Annotated in this window: 26 protein-coding genes and 1 tRNA gene; 15 read left to right on the top strand and 12 right to left on the bottom strand. The window is 23.5% G+C overall.

The features are described from left to right. Positions 1-279: a hypothetical protein gene (locus MJ2HA_RS01845; RefSeq protein WP_258393563.1), complete on the bottom strand. Its 279-nt coding sequence runs from the start codon at positions 277-279 to the stop codon at positions 1-3. 140 nt (positions 280-419) lie between these two features. Here MJ2HA_RS01845 and MJ2HA_RS01850 point away from each other — a divergent pair, with 140 nt between their 5' ends. The 3 genes from MJ2HA_RS01850 to MJ2HA_RS01860 are packed head-to-tail and all read left to right on the top strand — an operon-like array spanning position 420 to position 4,517. Beyond that, positions 420-1,862, top strand: coding sequence for a hypothetical protein (locus MJ2HA_RS01850; RefSeq protein WP_258393564.1), 1,443 nt, complete (start codon positions 420-422; stop codon positions 1,860-1,862). After that, positions 1,855-3,066 (top strand): hypothetical protein, encoded by a 1,212-nt coding sequence (locus MJ2HA_RS01855; protein ID WP_258393565.1) that lies wholly within the window; start codon positions 1,855-1,857, stop codon positions 3,064-3,066. Before MJ2HA_RS01850 ends, MJ2HA_RS01855 begins: the two co-directional genes overlap by 8 nt. Positions 3,067-3,101: 35 nt before the next feature. Next, positions 3,102-4,517 carry a hypothetical protein gene (locus tag MJ2HA_RS01860; RefSeq protein WP_258393566.1) on the top strand — a complete coding sequence of 472 codons (1,416 nt, stop codon included), beginning with the start codon at positions 3,102-3,104 and terminating at the stop codon, positions 4,515-4,517. 229 nt (positions 4,518-4,746) lie between these two features. Here MJ2HA_RS01860 and MJ2HA_RS01865 read toward each other — a convergent pair whose 3' ends face one another. Continuing rightward, positions 4,747-4,902 carry a hypothetical protein gene (locus tag MJ2HA_RS01865; protein WP_258393567.1) on the bottom strand — a complete coding sequence of 52 codons (156 nt, stop codon included), beginning with the start codon at positions 4,900-4,902 and terminating at the stop codon, positions 4,747-4,749. A 434-nt stretch (positions 4,903-5,336) separates the two neighbouring features. On the opposite strand from MJ2HA_RS01865, the gene MJ2HA_RS01870 reads away from it, so the two are divergent. The 5 genes from MJ2HA_RS01870 (at position 5,337) to MJ2HA_RS01890 (ending at position 7,502) form a co-directional block, all read left to right on the top strand. Further along, positions 5,337-6,341 carry a hypothetical protein gene (locus MJ2HA_RS01870; RefSeq protein ID WP_258393568.1) on the top strand — a complete coding sequence of 335 codons (1,005 nt, stop codon included), beginning with the start codon at positions 5,337-5,339 and terminating at the stop codon, positions 6,339-6,341. Between the two features lie 144 nt (positions 6,342-6,485). Continuing rightward, on the top strand, positions 6,486-6,611 hold the full coding sequence (locus tag MJ2HA_RS01875) for a hypothetical protein (protein WP_258393569.1): 126 nt from the start codon (positions 6,486-6,488) through the stop codon (positions 6,609-6,611). Next, entirely contained in the window at positions 6,608-6,799 is a 192-nt protein-coding gene (locus MJ2HA_RS03905) for a HepT-like ribonuclease domain-containing protein (protein ID WP_258393570.1), read from the top strand. Before MJ2HA_RS01875 ends, MJ2HA_RS03905 begins: the two co-directional genes overlap by 4 nt. After that, a complete protein-coding gene (locus tag MJ2HA_RS03910) occupies positions 6,783-6,986 on the top strand; it encodes a DUF86 domain-containing protein (RefSeq protein WP_258393571.1) in 204 nt (67 codons plus the stop codon). The genes MJ2HA_RS03905 and MJ2HA_RS03910 overlap by 17 nt, the downstream gene beginning before the upstream one ends. Before the next feature lie 54 nt (positions 6,987-7,040). Next, entirely contained in the window at positions 7,041-7,502 is a 462-nt protein-coding gene (locus MJ2HA_RS01890; RefSeq protein ID WP_258393572.1) for an HIT family protein, read from the top strand. Positions 7,503-8,264: 762 nt separating this feature from the next. On the opposite strand, the gene MJ2HA_RS01895 is transcribed toward MJ2HA_RS01890, so the two are convergent. Then, positions 8,265-8,954 (bottom strand): hypothetical protein, encoded by a 690-nt coding sequence (locus MJ2HA_RS01895; RefSeq protein WP_258393573.1) that lies wholly within the window; start codon positions 8,952-8,954, stop codon positions 8,265-8,267. A gap of 240 nt (positions 8,955-9,194) precedes the next feature. After that, complete coding sequence (locus MJ2HA_RS01900) at positions 9,195-11,762, bottom strand: ABC transporter transmembrane domain-containing protein (RefSeq protein ID WP_258393574.1); 2,568 nt, start codon at positions 11,760-11,762, stop codon at positions 9,195-9,197. 347 nt (positions 11,763-12,109) lie between these two features. Between MJ2HA_RS01900 and MJ2HA_RS01905 the strand changes: the two genes are divergently transcribed. Continuing rightward, positions 12,110-12,280: a hypothetical protein gene (locus tag MJ2HA_RS01905; protein WP_258393575.1), complete on the top strand. Its 171-nt coding sequence runs from the start codon at positions 12,110-12,112 to the stop codon at positions 12,278-12,280. Position 12,281: 1 nt separating this feature from the next. On the opposite strand, the gene MJ2HA_RS01910 is transcribed toward MJ2HA_RS01905, so the two are convergent. From MJ2HA_RS01910 to MJ2HA_RS01920, 3 genes are all read right to left on the bottom strand, one after another. Beyond that, positions 12,282-12,713, bottom strand: coding sequence for a pyrimidine dimer DNA glycosylase/endonuclease V (locus tag MJ2HA_RS01910; RefSeq protein WP_258393576.1), 432 nt, complete (start codon positions 12,711-12,713; stop codon positions 12,282-12,284). Positions 12,714-12,744: 31 nt separating this feature from the next. Continuing rightward, positions 12,745-12,912: a hypothetical protein gene (locus MJ2HA_RS01915; protein WP_258392871.1), complete on the bottom strand. Its 168-nt coding sequence runs from the start codon at positions 12,910-12,912 to the stop codon at positions 12,745-12,747. Positions 12,913-13,490: 578 nt separating this feature from the next. Then, positions 13,491-14,009, bottom strand: a complete 519-nt coding sequence (locus tag MJ2HA_RS01920) for a M48 family metallopeptidase (protein ID WP_258392872.1) — start codon at positions 14,007-14,009, stop codon at positions 13,491-13,493. Between the two features lie 84 nt (positions 14,010-14,093). Between MJ2HA_RS01920 and MJ2HA_RS01925 the strand changes: the two genes are divergently transcribed. The 4 genes from MJ2HA_RS01925 (at position 14,094) to pyk (ending at position 16,355) form a co-directional block, all read left to right on the top strand. Beyond that, positions 14,094-14,191 (top strand) — tRNA-Tyr (locus MJ2HA_RS01925). 82 nt (positions 14,192-14,273) lie between these two features. Beyond that, a complete protein-coding gene (locus MJ2HA_RS01930) occupies positions 14,274-14,759 on the top strand; it encodes a putative RNA uridine N3 methyltransferase (RefSeq protein ID WP_258393588.1) in 486 nt (161 codons plus the stop codon). A 61-nt stretch (positions 14,760-14,820) separates the two neighbouring features. Then, on the top strand, positions 14,821-14,982 hold the full coding sequence (locus MJ2HA_RS03875) for a putative RNA uridine N3 methyltransferase (RefSeq protein WP_375140653.1): 162 nt from the start codon (positions 14,821-14,823) through the stop codon (positions 14,980-14,982). A 41-nt stretch (positions 14,983-15,023) separates the two neighbouring features. After that, on the top strand, positions 15,024-16,355 hold the full coding sequence (gene pyk / locus MJ2HA_RS01935) for a pyruvate kinase (RefSeq protein WP_258392873.1): 1,332 nt from the start codon (positions 15,024-15,026) through the stop codon (positions 16,353-16,355). 1 nt (position 16,356) lies between these two features. Here the strand turns inward: pyk and MJ2HA_RS01940 are convergent, their stop codons facing one another. Beyond that, entirely contained in the window at positions 16,357-16,803 is a 447-nt protein-coding gene (locus MJ2HA_RS01940; protein WP_258392874.1) for a hypothetical protein, read from the bottom strand. 5 nt (positions 16,804-16,808) lie between these two features. Next, a complete protein-coding gene (locus MJ2HA_RS01945; RefSeq protein ID WP_258392875.1) occupies positions 16,809-17,651 on the bottom strand; it encodes a hypothetical protein in 843 nt (280 codons plus the stop codon). 53 nt (positions 17,652-17,704) lie between these two features. Between MJ2HA_RS01945 and MJ2HA_RS01950 the strand changes: the two genes are divergently transcribed. Continuing rightward, positions 17,705-18,043, top strand: coding sequence for a DsrE family protein (locus tag MJ2HA_RS01950; protein WP_258392876.1), 339 nt, complete (start codon positions 17,705-17,707; stop codon positions 18,041-18,043). On the opposite strand, the gene MJ2HA_RS01955 is transcribed toward MJ2HA_RS01950, so the two are convergent. Beyond that, positions 18,040-18,405, bottom strand: coding sequence for a DUF302 domain-containing protein (locus MJ2HA_RS01955; protein ID WP_258392877.1), 366 nt, complete (start codon positions 18,403-18,405; stop codon positions 18,040-18,042). The genes MJ2HA_RS01950 and MJ2HA_RS01955 overlap by 4 nt on opposite strands. A 74-nt stretch (positions 18,406-18,479) precedes the next feature. Here MJ2HA_RS01955 and MJ2HA_RS01960 point away from each other — a divergent pair, with 74 nt between their 5' ends. Further along, complete coding sequence (locus MJ2HA_RS01960; RefSeq protein ID WP_258392878.1) at positions 18,480-19,058, top strand: acetate--CoA ligase family protein; 579 nt, start codon at positions 18,480-18,482, stop codon at positions 19,056-19,058. Here MJ2HA_RS01960 and MJ2HA_RS01965 read toward each other — a convergent pair. Together MJ2HA_RS01965 and MJ2HA_RS01970 are read right to left on the bottom strand one after the other, a co-directional pair. Continuing rightward, entirely contained in the window at positions 19,055-19,948 is an 894-nt protein-coding gene (locus MJ2HA_RS01965; protein ID WP_258392879.1) for a HEPN domain-containing protein, read from the bottom strand. The genes MJ2HA_RS01960 and MJ2HA_RS01965 overlap by 4 nt on opposite strands. Positions 19,949-19,963: 15 nt before the next feature. Further along, the gene (locus MJ2HA_RS01970) at positions 19,964-21,172 is read right to left on the bottom strand and encodes a M20 family metallo-hydrolase (protein ID WP_258392880.1); all 1,209 of its coding nucleotides are present in this window, start codon (positions 21,170-21,172) and stop codon (positions 19,964-19,966) included. Between the last annotated feature and the right edge of the window lie 27 nt (positions 21,173-21,199).

The raw sequence follows: 21,199 nt of genomic DNA on the forward strand, positions 1-21,199 counted from the left end.
TTAATTTTTTTCATATCTAGATATTTTTAATATTTTACTTCTAGGAAATTCTTTCTTCATTAATTTATCTAATACCTTTTCTAATTGATCAAAATTAGTTAAATATCTCTGAATAGTATAGCCATGTTCATATATCTCGAAAAAAATATTATCCTTTTTTATGATGTCTAACCATCTATCTTCTTTATAATTTTTTATTCTAATTATTTTATTATTATCTATTTCTTTGCAATATTTTAATACAGTATATATTATATTCTTTCTTTCCAACCAGGTCATAATAGATTATTATAAATTAATAATTAAAATTTAGAGGATATATTGATATATATCTAAGATGATTCATATTTTATAAATAAAAATATTTATAAGAATATACAACAAAGATCTTATAAGTATTTTCATATAGATAGTTATTAATGAAGAGTGATTCACTAAAAACAATATTAGAATTAAGTACAAAAGATTATGATATAGATAATGAGGACTTTATAAATTCTATAAAGACTTATTACGAAGAATTAAAGGATCTAATGAGAGTCGGAGAGGAAATAAAAATTTTTGGAGATATATACAATGATTATTTTAGACTAATTAAAGAATTATATAAAGATAATAAGAGTGATAAAAACAACAGTATAAATAAAATAGATAGATTATTAATGGATTTAAATTATATTTTTAATCCAGATTCGATAGTATCTCCTGTAGAGCTTGATTATGATAAAGAAATATTCTATTTAATTACAAAAACTACTAAAAAACTAAGAAAAACATATAATAATATAATCGATAATTACATATACAGTTTAAATCAAAAAATAAAGACAAAAGAAAGAGAATTAGATGAGATACTGAGTAAATATATTGATGTCCCTTCGCGGGTTGATATGATAGAAAGTATAAAAGGAACATCAAGATATATAATAAATAGTCCTCTTACAAAGTTTATAGAGATATTGTTGAACAAAAATAATAAAGATGAAGCAATTAATACCTTAAAAAGTATATATTCAAGTTTTAATAATATTAACTATTCAAATCTACATGATATAAAGATAGATAAGAATTTGGATAATATTATAAGTTCGAGTTCTTCTATATCCACCATAATGAGGTTTTTTTACTTAATTACATTGGGTATACTCGAGTTTGTGGATCAAAAATTAATAGAATATAGTAATGAGAGCTATGCTAGATTTATAAAAGAAAAATATGGTCTAGATATAACTTTAGATAAAAAATCTATAGTAGACCAAATCAGTGAATCCTTTTTAAAAGCAATATTTATACTTCCAGAAAGTCAGGAAAATATTGATAGAAGTTCTATGTATACAAAATTAGATAAAAGATTATTGGATCGTTATTATATGGATCTAGAAAAATTATATAATAAAATACCTGAATTAAAGAATTTACCAGAATACAGTAATATAGAAAACCTGATAAAAGATATTATATCTTTAGAATATTTCAAAAATCTTGTAGAAGAATTTAATGATAGGACATTTTTATCTATATCTCTTGGATATATAAGTTCAATATTAGATAGAAATGAAGAAGATAAGAAGAAATATATAATGGGTAATATAATCGGACTGATATATAAGGATTTATTAACTAGTGGGTATCTTGTTGATATTAATAAATTATCATCTGAATATTCTAAAAAAATAATGGACTCTATTAAGGATATAGATTCTATGTATTCTACAATTATCAACAAGGAAATTTTGATTAGAAGCTTAAATAATTATAGTAAAATAATAAAAAGTTTGTATGGGTACAATGTAGTAGTTAGAAATTATATTACAGATGCAGAAAGAAATATAATCAAAGAGATCATAAAAGAAGATGAATAAGAAAAAATTAATATCACTATTTGGTGGCCTTGTTGGAGGATTAATATCTTATATAGCGTTTTCTCATCATAACTTTGAATATGGTAATAATGTCTTAAGATCTAATAACTCTCAAATATATACACTCTACCTAAATAGCGGCAATTTTACTGAAGGTTTATTAAAACTTGATAAAATAATATCAAACACCTCAAAAGAAAATATTACAATATTTAATGAAGGATTAAATACTAATGAAACCGAAATTTTATCAATAGTTGAAAAAATTATCGAATCTAAATATAAAAATATAGATATTGTTATAAAAACTGATATCGTAAATAGTAGTACATATATATTTTGGGAAGTTCCATGGGGGCCTCATAATGGTACATATAAGAATTTAGATACTTTTTTGTCAAATAATAGTGATATAACTCAGGGGGTCGTTATTGCATTTGATTATAATTATAATTATTCTTTACAAATGCTAAAAACAATATATGAAGCAGATACTATAAATAAAAGTATATATGTAAATCTATTTGTAACTGCAGGCAATAGAGATTTAATAAGTACTTTAAATCAAGAGCAATACAATTATCTTATAGAAACATTAAAATATATAAATAATATTTCCGATGGTGGAAACAACATCGTTATTGGTTTTAGTGAAATGGATAATCTCAATATAACTTATTTAGCCTCATTATATAATATCATTCATGAGTATTTACCTAATGCAAAGTTATTTTATTATTCTGATCTAGGACACTCTAATAGACCCATGGAACTATATCGGGAATTAAAGGATATTTATAATATAAAACTTAATATGATCGGTTTAGAGATGTATACGACATATATGTATAAAGATGGAGTTATATATATTCCAAATAGTTCGACAGATGATCAATATAACATATTAGAAAATTATATAGAGTTTTCGAAAGATAATAATGTCCAATTTTTTATAGGAGAACTTGGCTTCAGAGATGGAGATAAATATGGATATATAGACTCTGGTTCAATAAGTCCAATTGGAAGCTTAAATAATTATAGAATTACAATAGATTTCTATAAAGATATAATTAAACAATTAAACAAAGATGGAATAGATACAGTAGGAATATGGGATTATAATGGAGCAAATGGAGATCCTTTCGGATTATGTAGAAATCAATTTCTACCATCTCTTATAAAGTTTATTATTAATTCAAGATAGATATTATTTAAAAATTTTTTCTATATCATTATAGAATGACAGGTACACCTAAGGGTATACGTGGAAAAATCACAAAAAAAGGTATTGCTTTAGCAGCAGCAGGAATAATTGGGAGTGGTTTGCTTGGCTATTTTATTGGGTCATATTTTCATGAACCAAAAGAGGTAATCGAATATAAATCTCAAAAAATAGAAGAATTGATAGGAACAAATTCCAATATAACAGAATTAATAAAGGATTTAAGTAATGTATCAGATGGAAAAAAAATTTTGATAATAGGAGAAGGATTGAGTAATAATCATATATCAGATCTGGAATCAATACTTGGCCTTAAAAATGTATCATATAAATTGATTAATCTGCAACCGATAATAGAAAATCATACGGTAATAGAGAACTATACAGAAATAGAGAAAATATTCACAAAGACAAGTTTAGTTTATGCAAATGAAAGTAATATTTCATTGGTACCATTATATATAGAAGGAAAATTAGCCCAAAATGCTTCTCAATCTTATTGTTTTGTAATAGATCTATCTAATGTATCTAATAAAGCTCAATATAGCTTAGAAAATATATTAAAGACTATAAAAAATGAGTATTCAAATATGGAGGGTTATTATATAATAAAGACTGGTAGCATACAAGTACAAAATTCTAGTATAAGTACATCAAATACATCAAGTAATAGTACTACTAGTATAAGTACATCAAATACATCAAGTAACGGTACTAATAGTAATATAGATCAATTATTATTTGGAAATAATAGTAATTATACTGTATTAAAAATAGAAAATATATCTTATAGAGATGATATTGCATACTTATCTGTAAGAGATGAAATAAACAATAAAACATATCAGTTAGCATTATCCTCTAGATATCTAACTGCAGTATTAAATATAAATGGAAAAAGTGAAAAATTTGAGCTAAATGATGATGTATTAAAATATGGAAAACTTTATATGGTGTTAGAAAAAACTCCTGCTATAAATCAGTCAGCAAATGATAATGGAGTCCTAGCTCTACCAAATGGTTTATATGCAAGTTTTATAATTACTAATGTAAAGGGCACAGAGCTATTAAAGCTAGCACCACAATTAAGCAACTATACGCCAATAATACCAACAATGTACAATACTTCTACACCTTTTGAAATATATGGTGGTATACTAGGTAATACAAACCCATATATAATCAATTATGAAAATATAACAGCATATAATCAGGCATTAGGATTGGTAGATACTGTAGATAAGATATTAAATCTAAGTACATCTTCAAATCCAAATCCTGGCAGTTATGCTAGTATAGGCGGTCTTTTCCCACTGACACTCACGAATAATTATACAACTTCCACAGTAGGTAATTTTACATCATATAATATAGGTAGTTATGTACCGGCAATATTACTTATCGGAGAAGAAGGTACAAGTATAATACAATAATTTTTTAATTATTTATATGTATGTTCTGATCTTTTTATATAATAATTAAGTAATAGTTTTTCATCAATATTATATATATTAAACTATACCTATAATTTTTAGTATTATTATATTGTATATTTATATTAATTTCTCTAATAAGCCTATATAATTTATTATTATAAATCTTTTAAAAGTGCATTATAATCCTATCTCAGAATCATTATTGTGGAAGCAACCTACATGTACATTATTCTTCATATATACCAATAGCATTCTCCGTTATTTCTAAATTACAACTTTTATGTTCTTTACACCACTTCTCACATTTTTCTGCTAGCTCTTTTTCTTTATAAACATAATGGCATTCTTCGCATCCATAGAATTCTTGAACTTCTATTACCATATCACAATATTTTCTACTTTTTTTATAAATTTTTTGATTTATAATAATTATTTCTATGGTGCCTATTTTTACATTTATCTTTAATTCTTATATATGATATAATCCCTAATTTTTTTCTCTATTTATATACTATTTAACTTTTATTATCCTTTTTTTCATTAATTTATCTAATATCTTTTCTAATTGATCAAAATTATTTGAAATCTTTCTATATAATGTCCATAAAAATATATGCTTTTGTGAAACTGCAATGAAAAATTATAGTATAAATAAAGAAGATCTAGTATATGTAGATGAAATTTCTAAAAGTGCACAGATTATAATAAAGTATGCAGAAGATGAGTATAAAATACCAACCTTTTAAGTCTTTATATTAATTATAGTTATTACATAATAGTAGTAACTTTATAAAATTTTTTATTATAATTATGAATATGAGTGAGACAGATCTTAATGAAATTTTAAGAGGACTCAATAAATTTAATACATCTGGTATAGATAGAATAATAGAAGAAAATAAAAAAGGAGATGGGGACTTGAGACAGTTTATATTTATATCGCGAGATTTTGCAGAAAGTGCAATATATTTTATAAGAAGAGAATTGAAAATAAAAGATAATATAAAAGAAATTAATATATATAATCCATGTCTTAGGGAATATATTCCAAGAATATATAATAAGGGAGAAATGACGATTTCTATAACAGATCAGGAGTGTAGGGATTTACTACATAGCTGGTATTTTCTATCCAAGTATCTCAAGGGTAAAGATATTAGTATAAGCGATTTGTATGGAACAAAATTCAAACCTCCTTTACATTCAGAAATAGTTAATAGATTTTTGCAAATAGCATTGCCAAGACATTACAAAGCTACCGGAAGTAATATAACTTTACTAGATGATATTGTTTCAGGAATGCCTCTATTTAGTATGGTATTTTGGTCTGAATTTTTCCCACATTTATATTTTTATATGGATATTGTAGGTCATTATGGATGGAACTATATCACTAACTTAAAGGAAGGATTTAAAAAAGGTGATTTTAAAAGATTAAGAGATGAATTTGAGATTACAAACAGATTTGAGAATGACTATAATATACTTAGTGCAGCTTATTATGTAGATTCGCAGTTAAAAATATATAGTTATATTAAGGAATTAAATGAATTAAATAAAGAATTAAAAGGAGATGATTATAAAAAATCGCCATTATATAACCTAATTAGAGCGGATGTAACTAAGATAATAGCCTCAATATCTGCAGAATACTTTGTACTATCTGATTATAGATATAATTTAGAGTTGCTTTCAAAGAGATTATTAGCTAATGAGAATAAATCAGAAATTAAATTATCGGAACTTATTGAACTCGAAATATTAAAAAAGATTAAAGAAGACTTCTACGTACAATTAATGAAGCAATATTTACCAAAATAGATTGATTTATACTAAAAAAGGCTATAATAAATATTTTATTTTTTAGAATATAGAAAGTTTATATATGTCTAAATAAAATATTTAAAAAATCAAGTAGTATAGGAAGCGATAAATATCAAGGATATTTAATAACAAGAATGGGATTTGAAAAAGGATATTAATGAACTAGAAGATTTTACTAAAGAAAAATTTAATACAGTAAGGGAATATTTAGATTTTCAACCAATTATTGAAAAATATAATAAATATTATTTAAGTTTAATAAAATGAAAGAATTAATCTATGAATATATAAAAGAATTAATAAAATCATTAAAACAATGGGAAAGGTATGAAAAAATTGATAAAAATAAATTTCTTTCTGATGAAGATATTCAAAATATGGTAATGCATGGAATTCTAAGAGCAATACAGTCTATAATTGATTTAGGTAATTCTATTATTGAAAGAAATATTTGATATATTGGAAAGACATAATATTATTGATAAGAATTTATCTGAAAGATTAAAGAAATTGACGAGTTTTAGAAATTTTTTAGTCCATTTATATTATGATATAGATTTAAATATAGTTTATAATTTATTAAAAAATGAAAGAATAGCATTAGGAGGATTTTTTAATCATTGCAAAAGATATAATAAATAAAATATAAGAATTTTTAATAATCTTTAAATATTTTATTTTATAATATAATGATTCATGGAGGCTTGTATATTTTGTAAAATTTCTAGAAAAGAAATAGAATCTGCAATAATATGGGAAAATGATAGATGGATATTAATATTAGATAAGTTTCCTATAATAAAAGGTCAATCTTTATTAATTCCTAAAGAACATGTTTTAACTGGTATAGAAGATTTATCAGAAAATTATTTAAGCGAATTACCTTTTATAATTAAAGAATCTATAAAGATATTAAAAAAAGGATTGAATGTAAAGAAAGTTGCAGTTGTTGTCGAAGGTACAGGAGTATTTCATTTTCATGTAAAATTATATCCTTTAATTGGTTGGAATGGTGAAAAATTATTAATTGATAATCCAAAAATATGGTTTGATAAATATGAAGGATATTTAACAACAAGGGTAGGTTTCGAAAAGAGTATTGAAGAATTAAGAAAAATTGCTGAAGAAATTAAAAATAATAATAAAGATATTTCATGATTTTATTAATATATGTTATCTATAAGGGATTCTAAATAATTATTAATAATTATTTAAAAAATATAACATTTAAATTTAAAATCTACAATAATATAATATAAACAAATATATAGAAAAGGTTAGAATAAAAAATTATTAAATCCAATTGAAGATATAATCATTTAATTGTAAAAAATAAATATATTTATTGTCTACGAAGAAGTGGAAAATCAAATATATTGGAAGCAATAAGTTTAATATAAAAAATTAGAACGAAAAATTAAATATTTTTCATATGAATGTATGAAGAGTAATAGAAATAGGAGTAAATAATTCAATAATAGATATTAAATATAAGAATAATGTAATTGATATAGAAAATAATATATTAAAAGATTTATATACTAGAATAAAATTCTATAGGTTTAGTCTTGATTGTAATTTTTCAAATTCATATACAATAATCTTTTGCCTATATTTAAAAAAATAAAATACTACTTCTTTTTAATATTATAAAATATTATGCATTAAATACTTAAGCAATATATATAATTAGACCTCATATGTGATGACGGATAACTATCGTTATCCGACATATATTATTCTGAATATTATACCATTATTAGCATTTTATAATTTTATATTTAAATAATCATGATAAAATCATTGAATATTTATATAATTATTTGTATTTTTAATAGATATGAAAAATCATAGTATTTAACAAGAAAAAATATTTTATAGGTAAAAATTTTAATATTAATATTTAACTAAATTAAAAAACTAATATTGATAATATACTAGCCTTTTTAAAGGATGGTCTGATATGCCACCCAATAGTATAGGTTTATATCCTATACCGTCTATAAGCATTTTATAACCGAATTCATCTTTTTCTATCCTTGCTAATCTGTACTCAATATGATATGGTTGAGCTAAGGAATCTATTTTAGTTAAGGGAGTTACATTAGTTAATGCATATGCTCCCTTCTTCTCAATTGCCGTTTCAACTAATTCACTCCTATATTTGGATTTTTGATCATTAAGATTTGAAGTTATATATTCTAGATCACTTCTTTTTAATAATACTCCATATTTTAGTTTACCTGTATCTCTATCTGCGAATCCAATAACAAAAGCTCCCCTTTTCTCAGGATCGTGATATTCTTCTATTTTAAAAGACATCTTGCTGATATCAGTAATCTTGTAATTATCACTATTTAAAGGATCTTGTCCAAAATATATTTTTAAATCTTTGAGAGCTCCTGGAATTTCTTTAAATCCTTGCCTTCCATAATATTCACCAATTTTTCCACCACCTACTGTCGTACAATCCTCGTATTTTTGTAAATCTTCAATAGATCTAAGACCTCCATATAGATGTTTTTCTAATAGTCTAACACATTCCTCAGTACTGTATCCTTTTATAACTCTTCCTACTAGAATGGTATCAAGTGTTTTGTCACTGACCATAAGGTAATATTAATCAAAAAATTTATAAATATTTCTATAGTTTTAAATAATCCTTATATAAAAATTTTATAATCTTAGAATCTAAGTCCAAATTTTTCAATAATATATCTATAACTTATTAACTTTTTTAATTTATTTATTTGTTTAAATATTTATCATAATATAAATAATTCATATTGAAAAAATTGGATTTAACCTAAATATCATTATAATATATATAGAGATTTAATAATAAAAATATTAGATTGTTTCTATCAGAATTTTAGAACTTTTCTTATCTATCACATCTAGATCTATCTCAAATATATTATTATATTTATCTATTAATATTATTTTAGAATTAAGTATAATTACATTTCCTCTACCCATAGTATATACAAACATAGGTCCTTTATCAGTTAATAGATCCCACTCTAACTGATCCCCTTTTATATTTATCTTGTTTATTTTATTAACTTTGAATATTAAACTATTATATTTTAAAGCATTCTCCAATATCCTTTTATAATCAGGATCAAGTTTTGTATAATCTTCTAATAGAAATATTTCGTTTCCTTCTTCATCATAAAATCCAATAAATTTTGGATTTGTAATTGGAAATAACATCTTAGGCATTAGCTCAATATATTTTTTTCCATCATATGTTATATCTACCCTACTGGGTCTAGTAGATGGTTCTATAATAATATTATCATTTATTAAATTTAATTTATTTTTATTACCTTTTATTTCTCTTGAAAAAACATTCTCTTCATTAATCTGTTCTCTAAACATTTTATAAAATTCTCCTTTTATATTTAATAATTCTTGTGGATTACCTTCCTCTACTAATTTCCCATCATCTAATACGATTACCTTATCAGCATTCATAACCTCATGCACATTATGTGTTATCATTATAACTGTTTTATTATGAGACGCATTAATCATAGCTTCATATACTTCTCTTTCACTCATTACGTCTAAATTTGATGTTGCTTCATCAAATATTAATATATCGGGATCTTTTATCATAGCTCTTGCGATACTTATTCTTTGTCTTTGTCCTCCAGATAAGAATGTACCCCTCTCTCCTAAAATAGTATCATATGCAAATGGTAACCTAATAATTTCATCGTGAATATTTGCTATTTTACAAGCTTTTATAATTTCTACTTCATTTATATTATTTGACCCGTATGCTACATTGTAACCAACTGTTGTATCAAATAATACTACTTCTTGTGGCACATAGGATATCCTTTTTCTTATGTAATTAAGGTCAATATCTTTTATATTGATACCGCCTATTAATACAGATCCTTCATTTACGTCATAAAATCTTAGAAGTAATTTAGCAATTGTACTTTTTCCAGAACCACTTTTGCCAACTATAGCTACTTTTTCTCCGGGTTTTATAGAGAAGCTAATATTACTTATTACCGGAAAATAAGGATCATAACCAAATGTTACATTATCTAATTTAATTTCCGCTGGCATATCTGGAATTTTCGGATTTTCTGGATTTACTATTTGTGGTTTAACCTCTAATATCTCTCTTATTCTTTCGGCAGATGTTAAAGATTGCTGAATGAATGGCAGAACATTACTTAAATTATTTATAGGCCCATAAAATTGCGATATGTATGCTATGAATGCTGTTATTACACCAAGCTCTATGATACCAGATAATACTTCATGTCCTCCAATCCACCATATAATTACTGTAGACAAATTTACTATAAACCCCATTATAGGCCAATAAAGTGAATTCATATTATTTATAGCACTACTTGATTCATATAACTTATTTAGCATTTCTTTTAATTTTTTTGATTCATATAGTTCTTTTGAAAATGATCTTACTATTAAATAGTTGGGAATAGTATCATTTACTTTTGAAGTTATATCTGCACTTCTTCTCCAGTTCCTATGATATAATCTATGTGACTTCCTCCTATACTTTATTATCATATAAATAGTTACTGGAACTGGAATAAGTATAAAAATTGCTAAAGTTGAACTTAATGTAAATAGTATTATACCTATACCAATAATTGTAAAGAAATTAGTTGCTAATGTTGGTATACCCCAGACTAACAACCAGTTTGTATTACCAGCATCTGTAGTTAATCTAGATAATATCCTACTAGGAGAAACCTTTTCTATAAAAGAATAATCATGCATCATAACATGTTCATATAACAAACCCCTTAGATCATTTATTATCTTAGAACCTAGATTATTCAATATCCTACTTTGTAATGATGAAACAATGGCTAAAGTAAGATAAGACAAAGTTAAAAATATAATTATAATTTCAAATAAAGAAGAAGGATGTGTTCTTGACAATAAAACACCATCTATCAATATTTTAAGTAAATATGGTGGTACTAAATTTAATCCAGTAGAAGTTAAAGATAATAGTGCTCCTATTATCATAATTTTTCTATATTTAACAGAGATACTAAATAACCATTTTAAAGTACTCATACTAACTTTTGAATTTTCCTCATCTTCTTCATTTTGAATATCTATATTTTGATTTTTATTAAAAGCATCTGAAATTTTTTTAAAAACTTTTTCTTTATTTCTAGTAAAGTATCCTACTTCTATTTTTCCATTGCCTGTTACTGCTACTAATTTTCCTACAGATATACCAGTTTCTATGTATAATTTTTTTACATCAATAACCCTAAAAAGCTCTTTTTGATCTGAATTATATACAATAATATCTTTATTATCTATTTTTATAATCTGTTTATTTAAATTTAGATCTCGGTCTAAATCTGTTTCTATAGTTATAGAAGAATAAGAATCACTCTTCATATTTTCAAAATTTTTATTAATATATTTATAAATTATTTATTACTTTCAAGATCATTAATTTAAATTTTATTATCTAAAATTAATCTATCAAAACTACACTACATAGATAAATCTTTTATATATTGAATCTATATTATTGATACACTTATTAATATTATTAATACAGTATTTATTTAATATATTTTCTAAAATCTTTCCTAATCTATAACTTTCTCTTCTTTCATCCCTCCAAAGATACGATATAATATATTATTATTTATATATCACCACATACAGGATCATCTTCAAATTGGATATGTGTATATTATTTATCAAGTATTAATTTAGAAGGTAATGTATCTATTCCATTGAGTACTTTTATACTAGATTCATTAAATTATTCAAAAAATGTATTTAAGAATTTTAATGAATATAATTATTATTTAGATGTTATACAAATAGGTATGGAATTTAATGATATTAATGGAACTGTAAATCTAGGATATAAGTTATATAATTGGAATTTTATTTTTCAATAAATTATATTTTTTCCCATTCTTCTATATCTCCTTCAATTATATAAAATATTGGATGTACTTCTATATTTTTTATATCTCTAAATTCTTCATATCTTTTAATATCTCTATTTTTTAATTTTTTTAATAAATGATTAAATTCATAATTTACTTGTTCTTTTGTTACTGGTATTTTACTTATATTTAAATCATATTTCAATATTTTAGAAAGATCAAAATTATAATTTCTATTTTTTCCTTCTAAATATATATAATATAAGTAAGTTCCTATATATAATAATGGATTATTTAATCTTTTAAATCTGATTAATTGGGGATGATTTTTATATCCTTTTGTTAAACCTTGTAAAACTTTCTGAGCCAATAATGTTTCTCTCCATACACCTAATAATCCTTTTGTATCGAGATATTTTGGACTAATTGACCATATTCTCATAAAAATATACTTATAAAGAATATATAAAAAATTATGATAATATTTTTATATTTGGATTATTTGAGTTTCCTATTGCTATCCATGAATAAGAATTTTCATCTGGACTACATGTAGAAGAAATGTATATATAATATGGTGTTAAAAAGTTATAGATGTTTTGATTATCATCAACATAAGCACTATCGCCGTAATAGTCCATTACACTATCAATTTGAGTATTATCATACTCCTGGCTACTGAATATTATATACCTGTAGAACCAAGAGGAGAGAATACAAATCTATAATATGTTGAATATCTAGGATATAAAATACTACCTGGACAAGATTGCTCCCACTAGCTTCTCGAACATCTACTGCAGAACCATCGCAGTATTTTGGATTTCTACTTATAAATATTGAATAATATCGTACAACCATTATATAAAACTAATGAATTATTAGATATTGTATATTTAAAATTATTATTTAGTATAGTATAATCTGAACTTGTAGAGATATTAGATAAATTATAAAAATCATCGAATATCAGATATAGACTATCTTCTTGATTCTGACCATTTGAAGGATATATGGAACTTTAACCAAAAACAATTTATAGCATAATATGGTAATTATTGCAAGAATTTGATATATTATTTTGTAAGAATCTGATGAATCGGATTATAATTATTTACTTCGTTATTATCAGAAGTTTCATTTTTATAATTATTTATATTATTAGAATAATATAATTTTTCCCATCACATCTAATATATTTTAAAGAAGTATAAAAATATTATATTCTAAATATATTATTCCATATTTTATTCTTAAATATTAAAAATTGATAAATAATTAATATATCTCTGGCTCTTTTATAATTAGGATAGTATTTTGATACATGATTCCAAAACTTTTTATTATGATTAAAATATAATAAATGAGATAATTCGTGAATAATTATATAATCTAATATATTATCTGGGATCGATATTAATCTTATAGAAAAATTTAAATTTCTTTTCGACGAACAACTACCCCAAACATATTTTGAACTCCTTATATATACTTTTGAATATTCTAAATTCATAATCTTGGACCAATAATTTAATTTATAAATTATATCCTTTTTTAATATATCTTTTAGATATTTTTTAAATGATTTGTAATTTTTAATATAAATATAACCTGTATCTATTTTATTTTTATTTGAATGTTTTAGGTCGAAGAACATCCCTTTATATATAAATTTTTTACTATGGTTTTTATTATATTTATTTACCAAATATAATATATTTCTAATTGATTTATTCATCCTATAATTACATTGTAATTTAATCTTTAAATATAAAAATTAATAATATTTTTTAATCTTTAGGTGCATATAATATCTATGCTACCGGGCGTAGCTCAGGCCTGGTAGAGCGGCCGGCTGTAGTGTAAATATCCGGCCTCGCAGAGACCGGCAGGTCGTGGGTTCAAGTCCCACCGCCCGGACTTTTATTCTTTTTGTATAAATTAATATAAATGATAAAGATGATATTAATTCCATCAACATTTACTGGAGAAAAAAAGGATAATATTAATATCGCAATTAGCAAGATCAATTGTTAACTTTGGGATAAATGAGATAGGAATATATTATGATAATGATCCAAAGTTTGATTCTCATGGCTTGGGTAGATTTTTATTAAAGGTATTAAAATACTTACATACACCACCATATATTAGAAAAATAGCTTTTCCTTTAGATAAATCATTAAAAGATATAGGTATATCTTTTCCCATAAATAGTTATTATCATAAAGATAGATCTAGATATGAATATGTATATATATTAAAAAGAGAGAATAATAAATTATTAGTTACAGATGGAGAAAAAGAATTTTATATAAATATTAAGAGAAAATATAAAAATACAAATGTATTAATTTATGATAAAAATAAAAAAGAATTAATATATCCTTACGAAACTGAATATTACTTCGGTTATGAAGCTTTTTATTATAATAAACCACTATTGGATTTAATAAATAAGTTAAAAAAAGAGGGTTTTATATTATAGGAACATCTAGATATGGAGAAAATATAAGAAATATTAAAATTGGAAAAAAGATAAAATTGCAATAGTATTTGGATCTTTTGCTAGAGGAATAGAAGATATAATAAATAATTGGAAAGATATTTTTGATATAACCATAAATATTTGTCCTGATCAAAAGTTAGAAACTATAAGAACAGAAGAAGCAGTTTACTACACCTTATCAACACTATATTACTATCTATAAATATAATAAAAATATAAATTTTAGTAATCATAAAAATAACAATGAAAAATACTAAAATAATAGCAACTATAGGACCTTCTACAATAGATAAAATAAAGGATATAGACAAGTATGTAGATATATATAGAATAAATTTTTCTCATGGAGATAAAAAAAGCCATAAAGAATATTTCGATAAAATAAGGGAGAATAGCGAAAAACCAATACTAGTAGATCTACCAGGACCTAAGATAAGGATAGGAAATATAAAAGATAAAATTATTTTAAAGAAAGGAGACAAAATAATATTCTCACAAAATGACGGAGTGCCAGTAGAGGAAGAGATATTTTATAATATAGTAAAACCTGGAACAGATATATATTTATCTGATGGGGATATTAAAGTACATATTGATAAAGTAGAGGATCACAAAGTTGAAGGAACAATATTAGATGGTGGTATATTAACATCAAAAAAAGGAATAAATATTCCAGATATAAATTTACCTTCTGGAATTACAAAAAAAGATATAGAACTATTAAAAGATGGATTAAAACTTGGAGCAGATTATTTTGGATTATCTTTTATATTAAATAAAGATGATATATTAAAAGTTAAAGATATAGTAAAGGATAGAGCATGGATAATATCAAAAATAGAGACTCAAAAAGCGATGAATGATCTAGAAGAAATTATAAAAGTTTCTGACGGAGTAATGGTAGCTAGAGGAGATTTAGGTGTAGATATAGGATTTACAAATCTTATATTTGCTCAAAAGAGGATCATAGAGTTATCTAGAACATATGGAAAGCCAGTAATATTAGCAACACATGTATTAGAGTCTATGGTAAATAATTCCGTTCCAACAAGAGCAGAGATAATAGACGCCTCAAATTCTGTATTAGAAGGAGTAGATGCCATAATGTTAAGTGATGAAACGGCAATAGGAAATAATCCAATAGATGCTATAGAAATGCTAAATGATATTATAGTAAATGTAGAAAAAAATATAAAAAGTATAAGGCCACCTATTAATGATTATAATGATTCTATTGCATTAGCAACTATAGATGCTGCAGAAATATCAAAATCAAAATTAATAATAGTATATAGTAGAACAGGAAGTTCAATAATAAGAATATCAAGGTTAAGACCTAGTATAAATATAATAGGATTAACTCCAAATAAGAATCTATTAAAAAAATTAAATATATTATATGGTGTATATCCAATATTAGAAGATAGAAATTTAAGTTCTATATCAGAAATAGTTGATTATTGTAGAAAATTGTCTAAGGAATATATAGATAGAGGAAACATAATTATTGTAGGAGGCGATCCAAAGTCTAAATTAGGTAAAACAGATTTTCTAAAGATCGAAGAGATTGATTAGTTCAATATTTTTGGCATTCTTCAGACAAAATATTATATGCTTTATTAATAGTAGCATTTAATCTGTCCTTATTTAAATTTTTATTGATATAACTCAATATACACATTATTGTATAAGAATTTTCTCCACTAACTAAATCTTTTATAAACTTAATATAATAATCTTTATCATCAGCATATCTAAATATTTTTGAAAATATATTTAATAATAAAATCTTATTTTCTTCATCAAATTCACTATAATTATCACATATTATTTTATATACATCTTTTATATAATTAGGAGATGATGATATCTCTTTTAGAAAACCTTCAATTATTTTTCTATCTTTATTACTTTTAGATGCATTTAAAATATCTTCCAAAGATTTTTCCATGTACTCTATATACTCTTTATCCACAAATTTTCTCTCTAAAATACCCTTACATTTACTATCTATAAATGTCATAATTATTAATTCAATATCTCATTTATAAAGTATTTTAATAAAAAATATGCAGATTTACCCTCCATATTAAAATTTTCTGGATCTAATACCTTATTAATTTCTAAAAATATCATAAATAAATCTCTAGCCCAGGCAGTAAATACTTTTTTTCTTTCTAAATCCATGAAACCATATGGGTGTAATATCCTAGAAAGATTGGAATATAATTTTAACATAAAATTAGGATCTCTATTAATTGTCTCATACGCTAGTGATATTAATGCTCCTGCTTTAGGCATAGCAATAGTAAAATATTTTGCTTTGGAATTACAAAATGAACATTTAATATTTTTATCTGGTCTTATATTTAAATTTTTATACAAATATTTTATTTCTTTTGAATAATCATTCCATTTTAAATGATTCTCACATACTGGTTTTCCAGCAAAATATATGGTATATTTATCTATTTCTTTTTTATCTATATATTTCTTTATCTTCCCTAATGCTTCACCTCCATATCTTATTACATAACCGTCATCAACCATCCTATGCCAGTCCTTGTTTTTTAATACTTTTTTATATATATTTGTAGCATTTTTAATTAATATAGATAAAGAATATCTTTCTAGTATAAATCTATTTATCCCTTCTGCAGGATGTAAATATCCTAAATAAGCATTTTTATAACCTATTTTTAATGCTTTTATTATATCCTTATACAATGACAAATATTTAATATACTTTAATTCATAAACTATTATCTTTTTAGTTATTTTAATAAATTCTTTATCAGAATTTGGAACTTTCTTGATTAAATCAACAGTTCCAGAAGTAGTATATAAATATTTTAACAGTTCTTTATTCATATAATATTATTTCATCCTTAAATATTTAAAAAATAAACTAAAAATATCATATTATGGTAAAATTTTTAATAGTATTAAAATCTTCAGATCATCTAGATATAAAAACAGGATTAAATATTGCAATAAATTTAAAGATTAATGGAGCAGAAGATGTAAAAGTATTATATCTGGGACCAGCAATATCATTTTTAACCAAAAAATTGGAAAATGAACAATTTAATGAGCAAATAAATAAAATAAAAAATAATAATATAAAATTATATGCCTGTCAAAAATCTATGGAAAATTATGGTATATCAAAAGATAATTTAATTTATGTAGATGAAGTTAATATAGGCTCAAAATTAATGCTTGATTATTCAGAAAAAGAATATAAGATCTTAATCTTTTAGAAATTAATTATATCTAAGAAGGCTTTATCCATATTATCTAAAATTTTATTATTTATATTATATTCCTCTCCTATCTCAGAAGGTAATTTATATAATAAATAAACTTTATTATTATCTTCATATATTGATATTCTTAATGGTAATTCATAAGATATCTCTATATTATCCTTCATAAGGAGAGTTCCTGCTTTTGGATTTCCAAAATATATGACAACACACCTATTCATGTCTAACTCAACTTTATTTGCATTTTCTTTATGATCTATTCTAAAGAAGATTATGAAACCCCTATCCTTCAATTTATTTTCTAATTTGTTTATCGTATCATCAAAGGTATATCTTGATTCTAATTTATGGATCATAAGATTCCTTATTTTCTTATATTTTTTAAATTAATGATAAAGAAATTTATATTATTTAAAATCGATAGAATAATATGTTATCGGAAGGATTCGAATTATTAGAAAAAAATGGGATAAAGGTGCCGGAATTTTGGACTAATAATATACCGATACATGTAAAGTTCCCTGTAGTTATAAAGGCCGATATAAACCATAAAACAGATAAAAATGCTGTAAAATTAAATGTATATGATTATAAAGAACTGGAATTATATTATAATAAATTTAAAAAAGAATTTCAAAAAGACGTAATTATTCAAGAACAAATTATTGGCGATTATATAGAAATTATATTGGGTATAAAAAAGGATATAACATTTGGAGATATTGTATTAATCGGTCTAGGAGGTATATATACTGAATTATTTAAAGATTTTATTATACTATCATTCCCTTTTGATATAAATATGCTAAAAGAAAGGCTAAAGGACTTAAAATATTATAGAATATTGGAAGGATACAGAAATAAAAAAGGGATTAATATGGATATACTATATGAAAATATAAATAAACTATACTCAATATTTAAAGATAAAAATTTTAATGAACTAGAAGTCAATCCACTACTTATAAATGAAAAAGAGGCTTATGCAGTAGATATACGATTTTTCTAAAAATTAAAGCCTGTACCGTTATCTAATACTTGTAAGAAATTCTCTAAGAACTTAATCGTATTATCTACCATAGATCTTAAATTATTATATTCTTTTACAACGCCCAAATCTTCTGTATAATTGTTTGGAGAAAAATCTAGATCTCTATCATATTCTTTTGATGATCTTTCATGCAACATTAATACTATAGTCAATACTAACAAATTTCCAAATATATTTAAATTATTTACATTTTTTTCTATTTCTCTCTTTACTAAAGATTTAAACATACCTTGATTTAGTGTATTATTAAATTTAGCTCCTCCCATCTTATTTAACATATTCATAGCCATATTAATATAACTTTCTAGAATTTCATCTGATAATTGATATTTATTAATATTATCATTTAAACTAAATAATTTCTTTATATCTTCTGATGATAATCTTACTAAACTTTTTCTATCATTAATATTTTTTAATTTTTTAATAAAATCTTCCAAATTATTTTTATATTTTTCAAAATCATCTTTAAATCTTTTTTTATTATCATCATTTAACATTAATTCATACATTCTAGAATTTTGACTAATTAGTTTTTTCATCTTATCAATCATTTTATTTTTATTTATAAATTCCTCAAATGATTTATACTCTTTTTCTTTCACATCTTTCAATTTCAGTAAAGAAAATAATAAAGACATACTTTTTATAGATAACAATAGAGCCTGATCTAGATAGTATATCGATAAGGCATAATTTCTCTTATTATACAAATCTTTTGATTCTTCTAGATTTTTCTTAGCATTATCTATTAATTCTTTACTATACTCTTTATTTTCTTCTGGAATCTTCTTCATTAATGACTGTGAACCTGTTAATAATTTCGCCATATCAAATATCCCAACCATTATAATTATTTATAACTAAGGTTTAAGAATTTCTAATAATATCTTCGTATCTATAATTAAGTCATTAATATTTATATACTCATTTGGCATATGGGCAGACTCATTATATGTACTCCAGACTATTGCATTATATCCCTTTTCTCTTAATATTTTCGCATAGGTACCACCACCTATACCGACTATTCTCGCTTCCTTATTTCTATATTTTTTTATTAAATCCTTTATTTTATTTAAAAAATCATTATTATCAATATTATTCAAGATAGATGGATAATCCTTCATAACTATATTCATCTCAACCTTACAATTATAATTATTTTCAAATTCTTTTACTACAAATTTTATTGTTTCTAATACCTCATCAATATTATAGTCTGGTAATATTCTACAATCAAAATAAAATGTATAATTTCCTGGGATTGTATTTATATTATCTATATTTTTTTCAACTTTTGTAGGTTCAAATGTCGATATATCTGGATTAAATATTTTATTTACATTATTATATTTTTGATGTAATACTTTATCTAATTCTAATAATAATATAGATCCTAACCTTGTAGAATTTAATCCCAATCCTGGATTACTTGCATGAGCTTGTTTACCAACTATATTAAATTTCAACCATAAAATTCCTTTTTCTGCAATCTCTATATTTAAACCATCTGAACTACCTGCATCAGGTACTAATATATAATCTTCTTTCTTAAATATGTCTGGATAATTATTTACAATATAATTTAAACCATATCTGCTCCCTGTCTCTTCATCAGATGATAATATAAATCCAAAGTTTATATCTGGAATAATATTATTATCTTCCAATATTTTTGCTAATAATATTCCTAAAATTATTGCATTTCCATTATCTTGAACTCCTCTGCCATATAGTATATCTCCTTCTATAGTTACATTAAAAGGATCATACTTCCATAAATTAATATCACCTACTGGAACTGTATCTATGTGGGCTATAAGCCAAAAAGTTTTATTTCTATTCTTTCCATATTTAATAGCAACAATATTCGGTCTGCTATTCTCTTTTACTCGACTATCTGGTACTTCAATTAATTTTATATCATCAAATAATTCTTTCACAATATCATATAATAATCTCGCCCTAGCCCATTCTCCTTCTCCATTATTATCTGGTCCTATTGATTTTATAGGTATAAATTGCTTATATAAATCAATTATATAATTCTTATAATTTTCAATATTCATAACCATATAAAGACTTTTATATTATTA

Source organism: Nanobdella aerobiophila, assembly GCF_023169545.1.
Taxonomy (GTDB): domain Archaea; phylum Nanobdellota; class Nanobdellia; order Nanobdellales; family Nanobdellaceae; genus Nanobdella; species Nanobdella aerobiophila.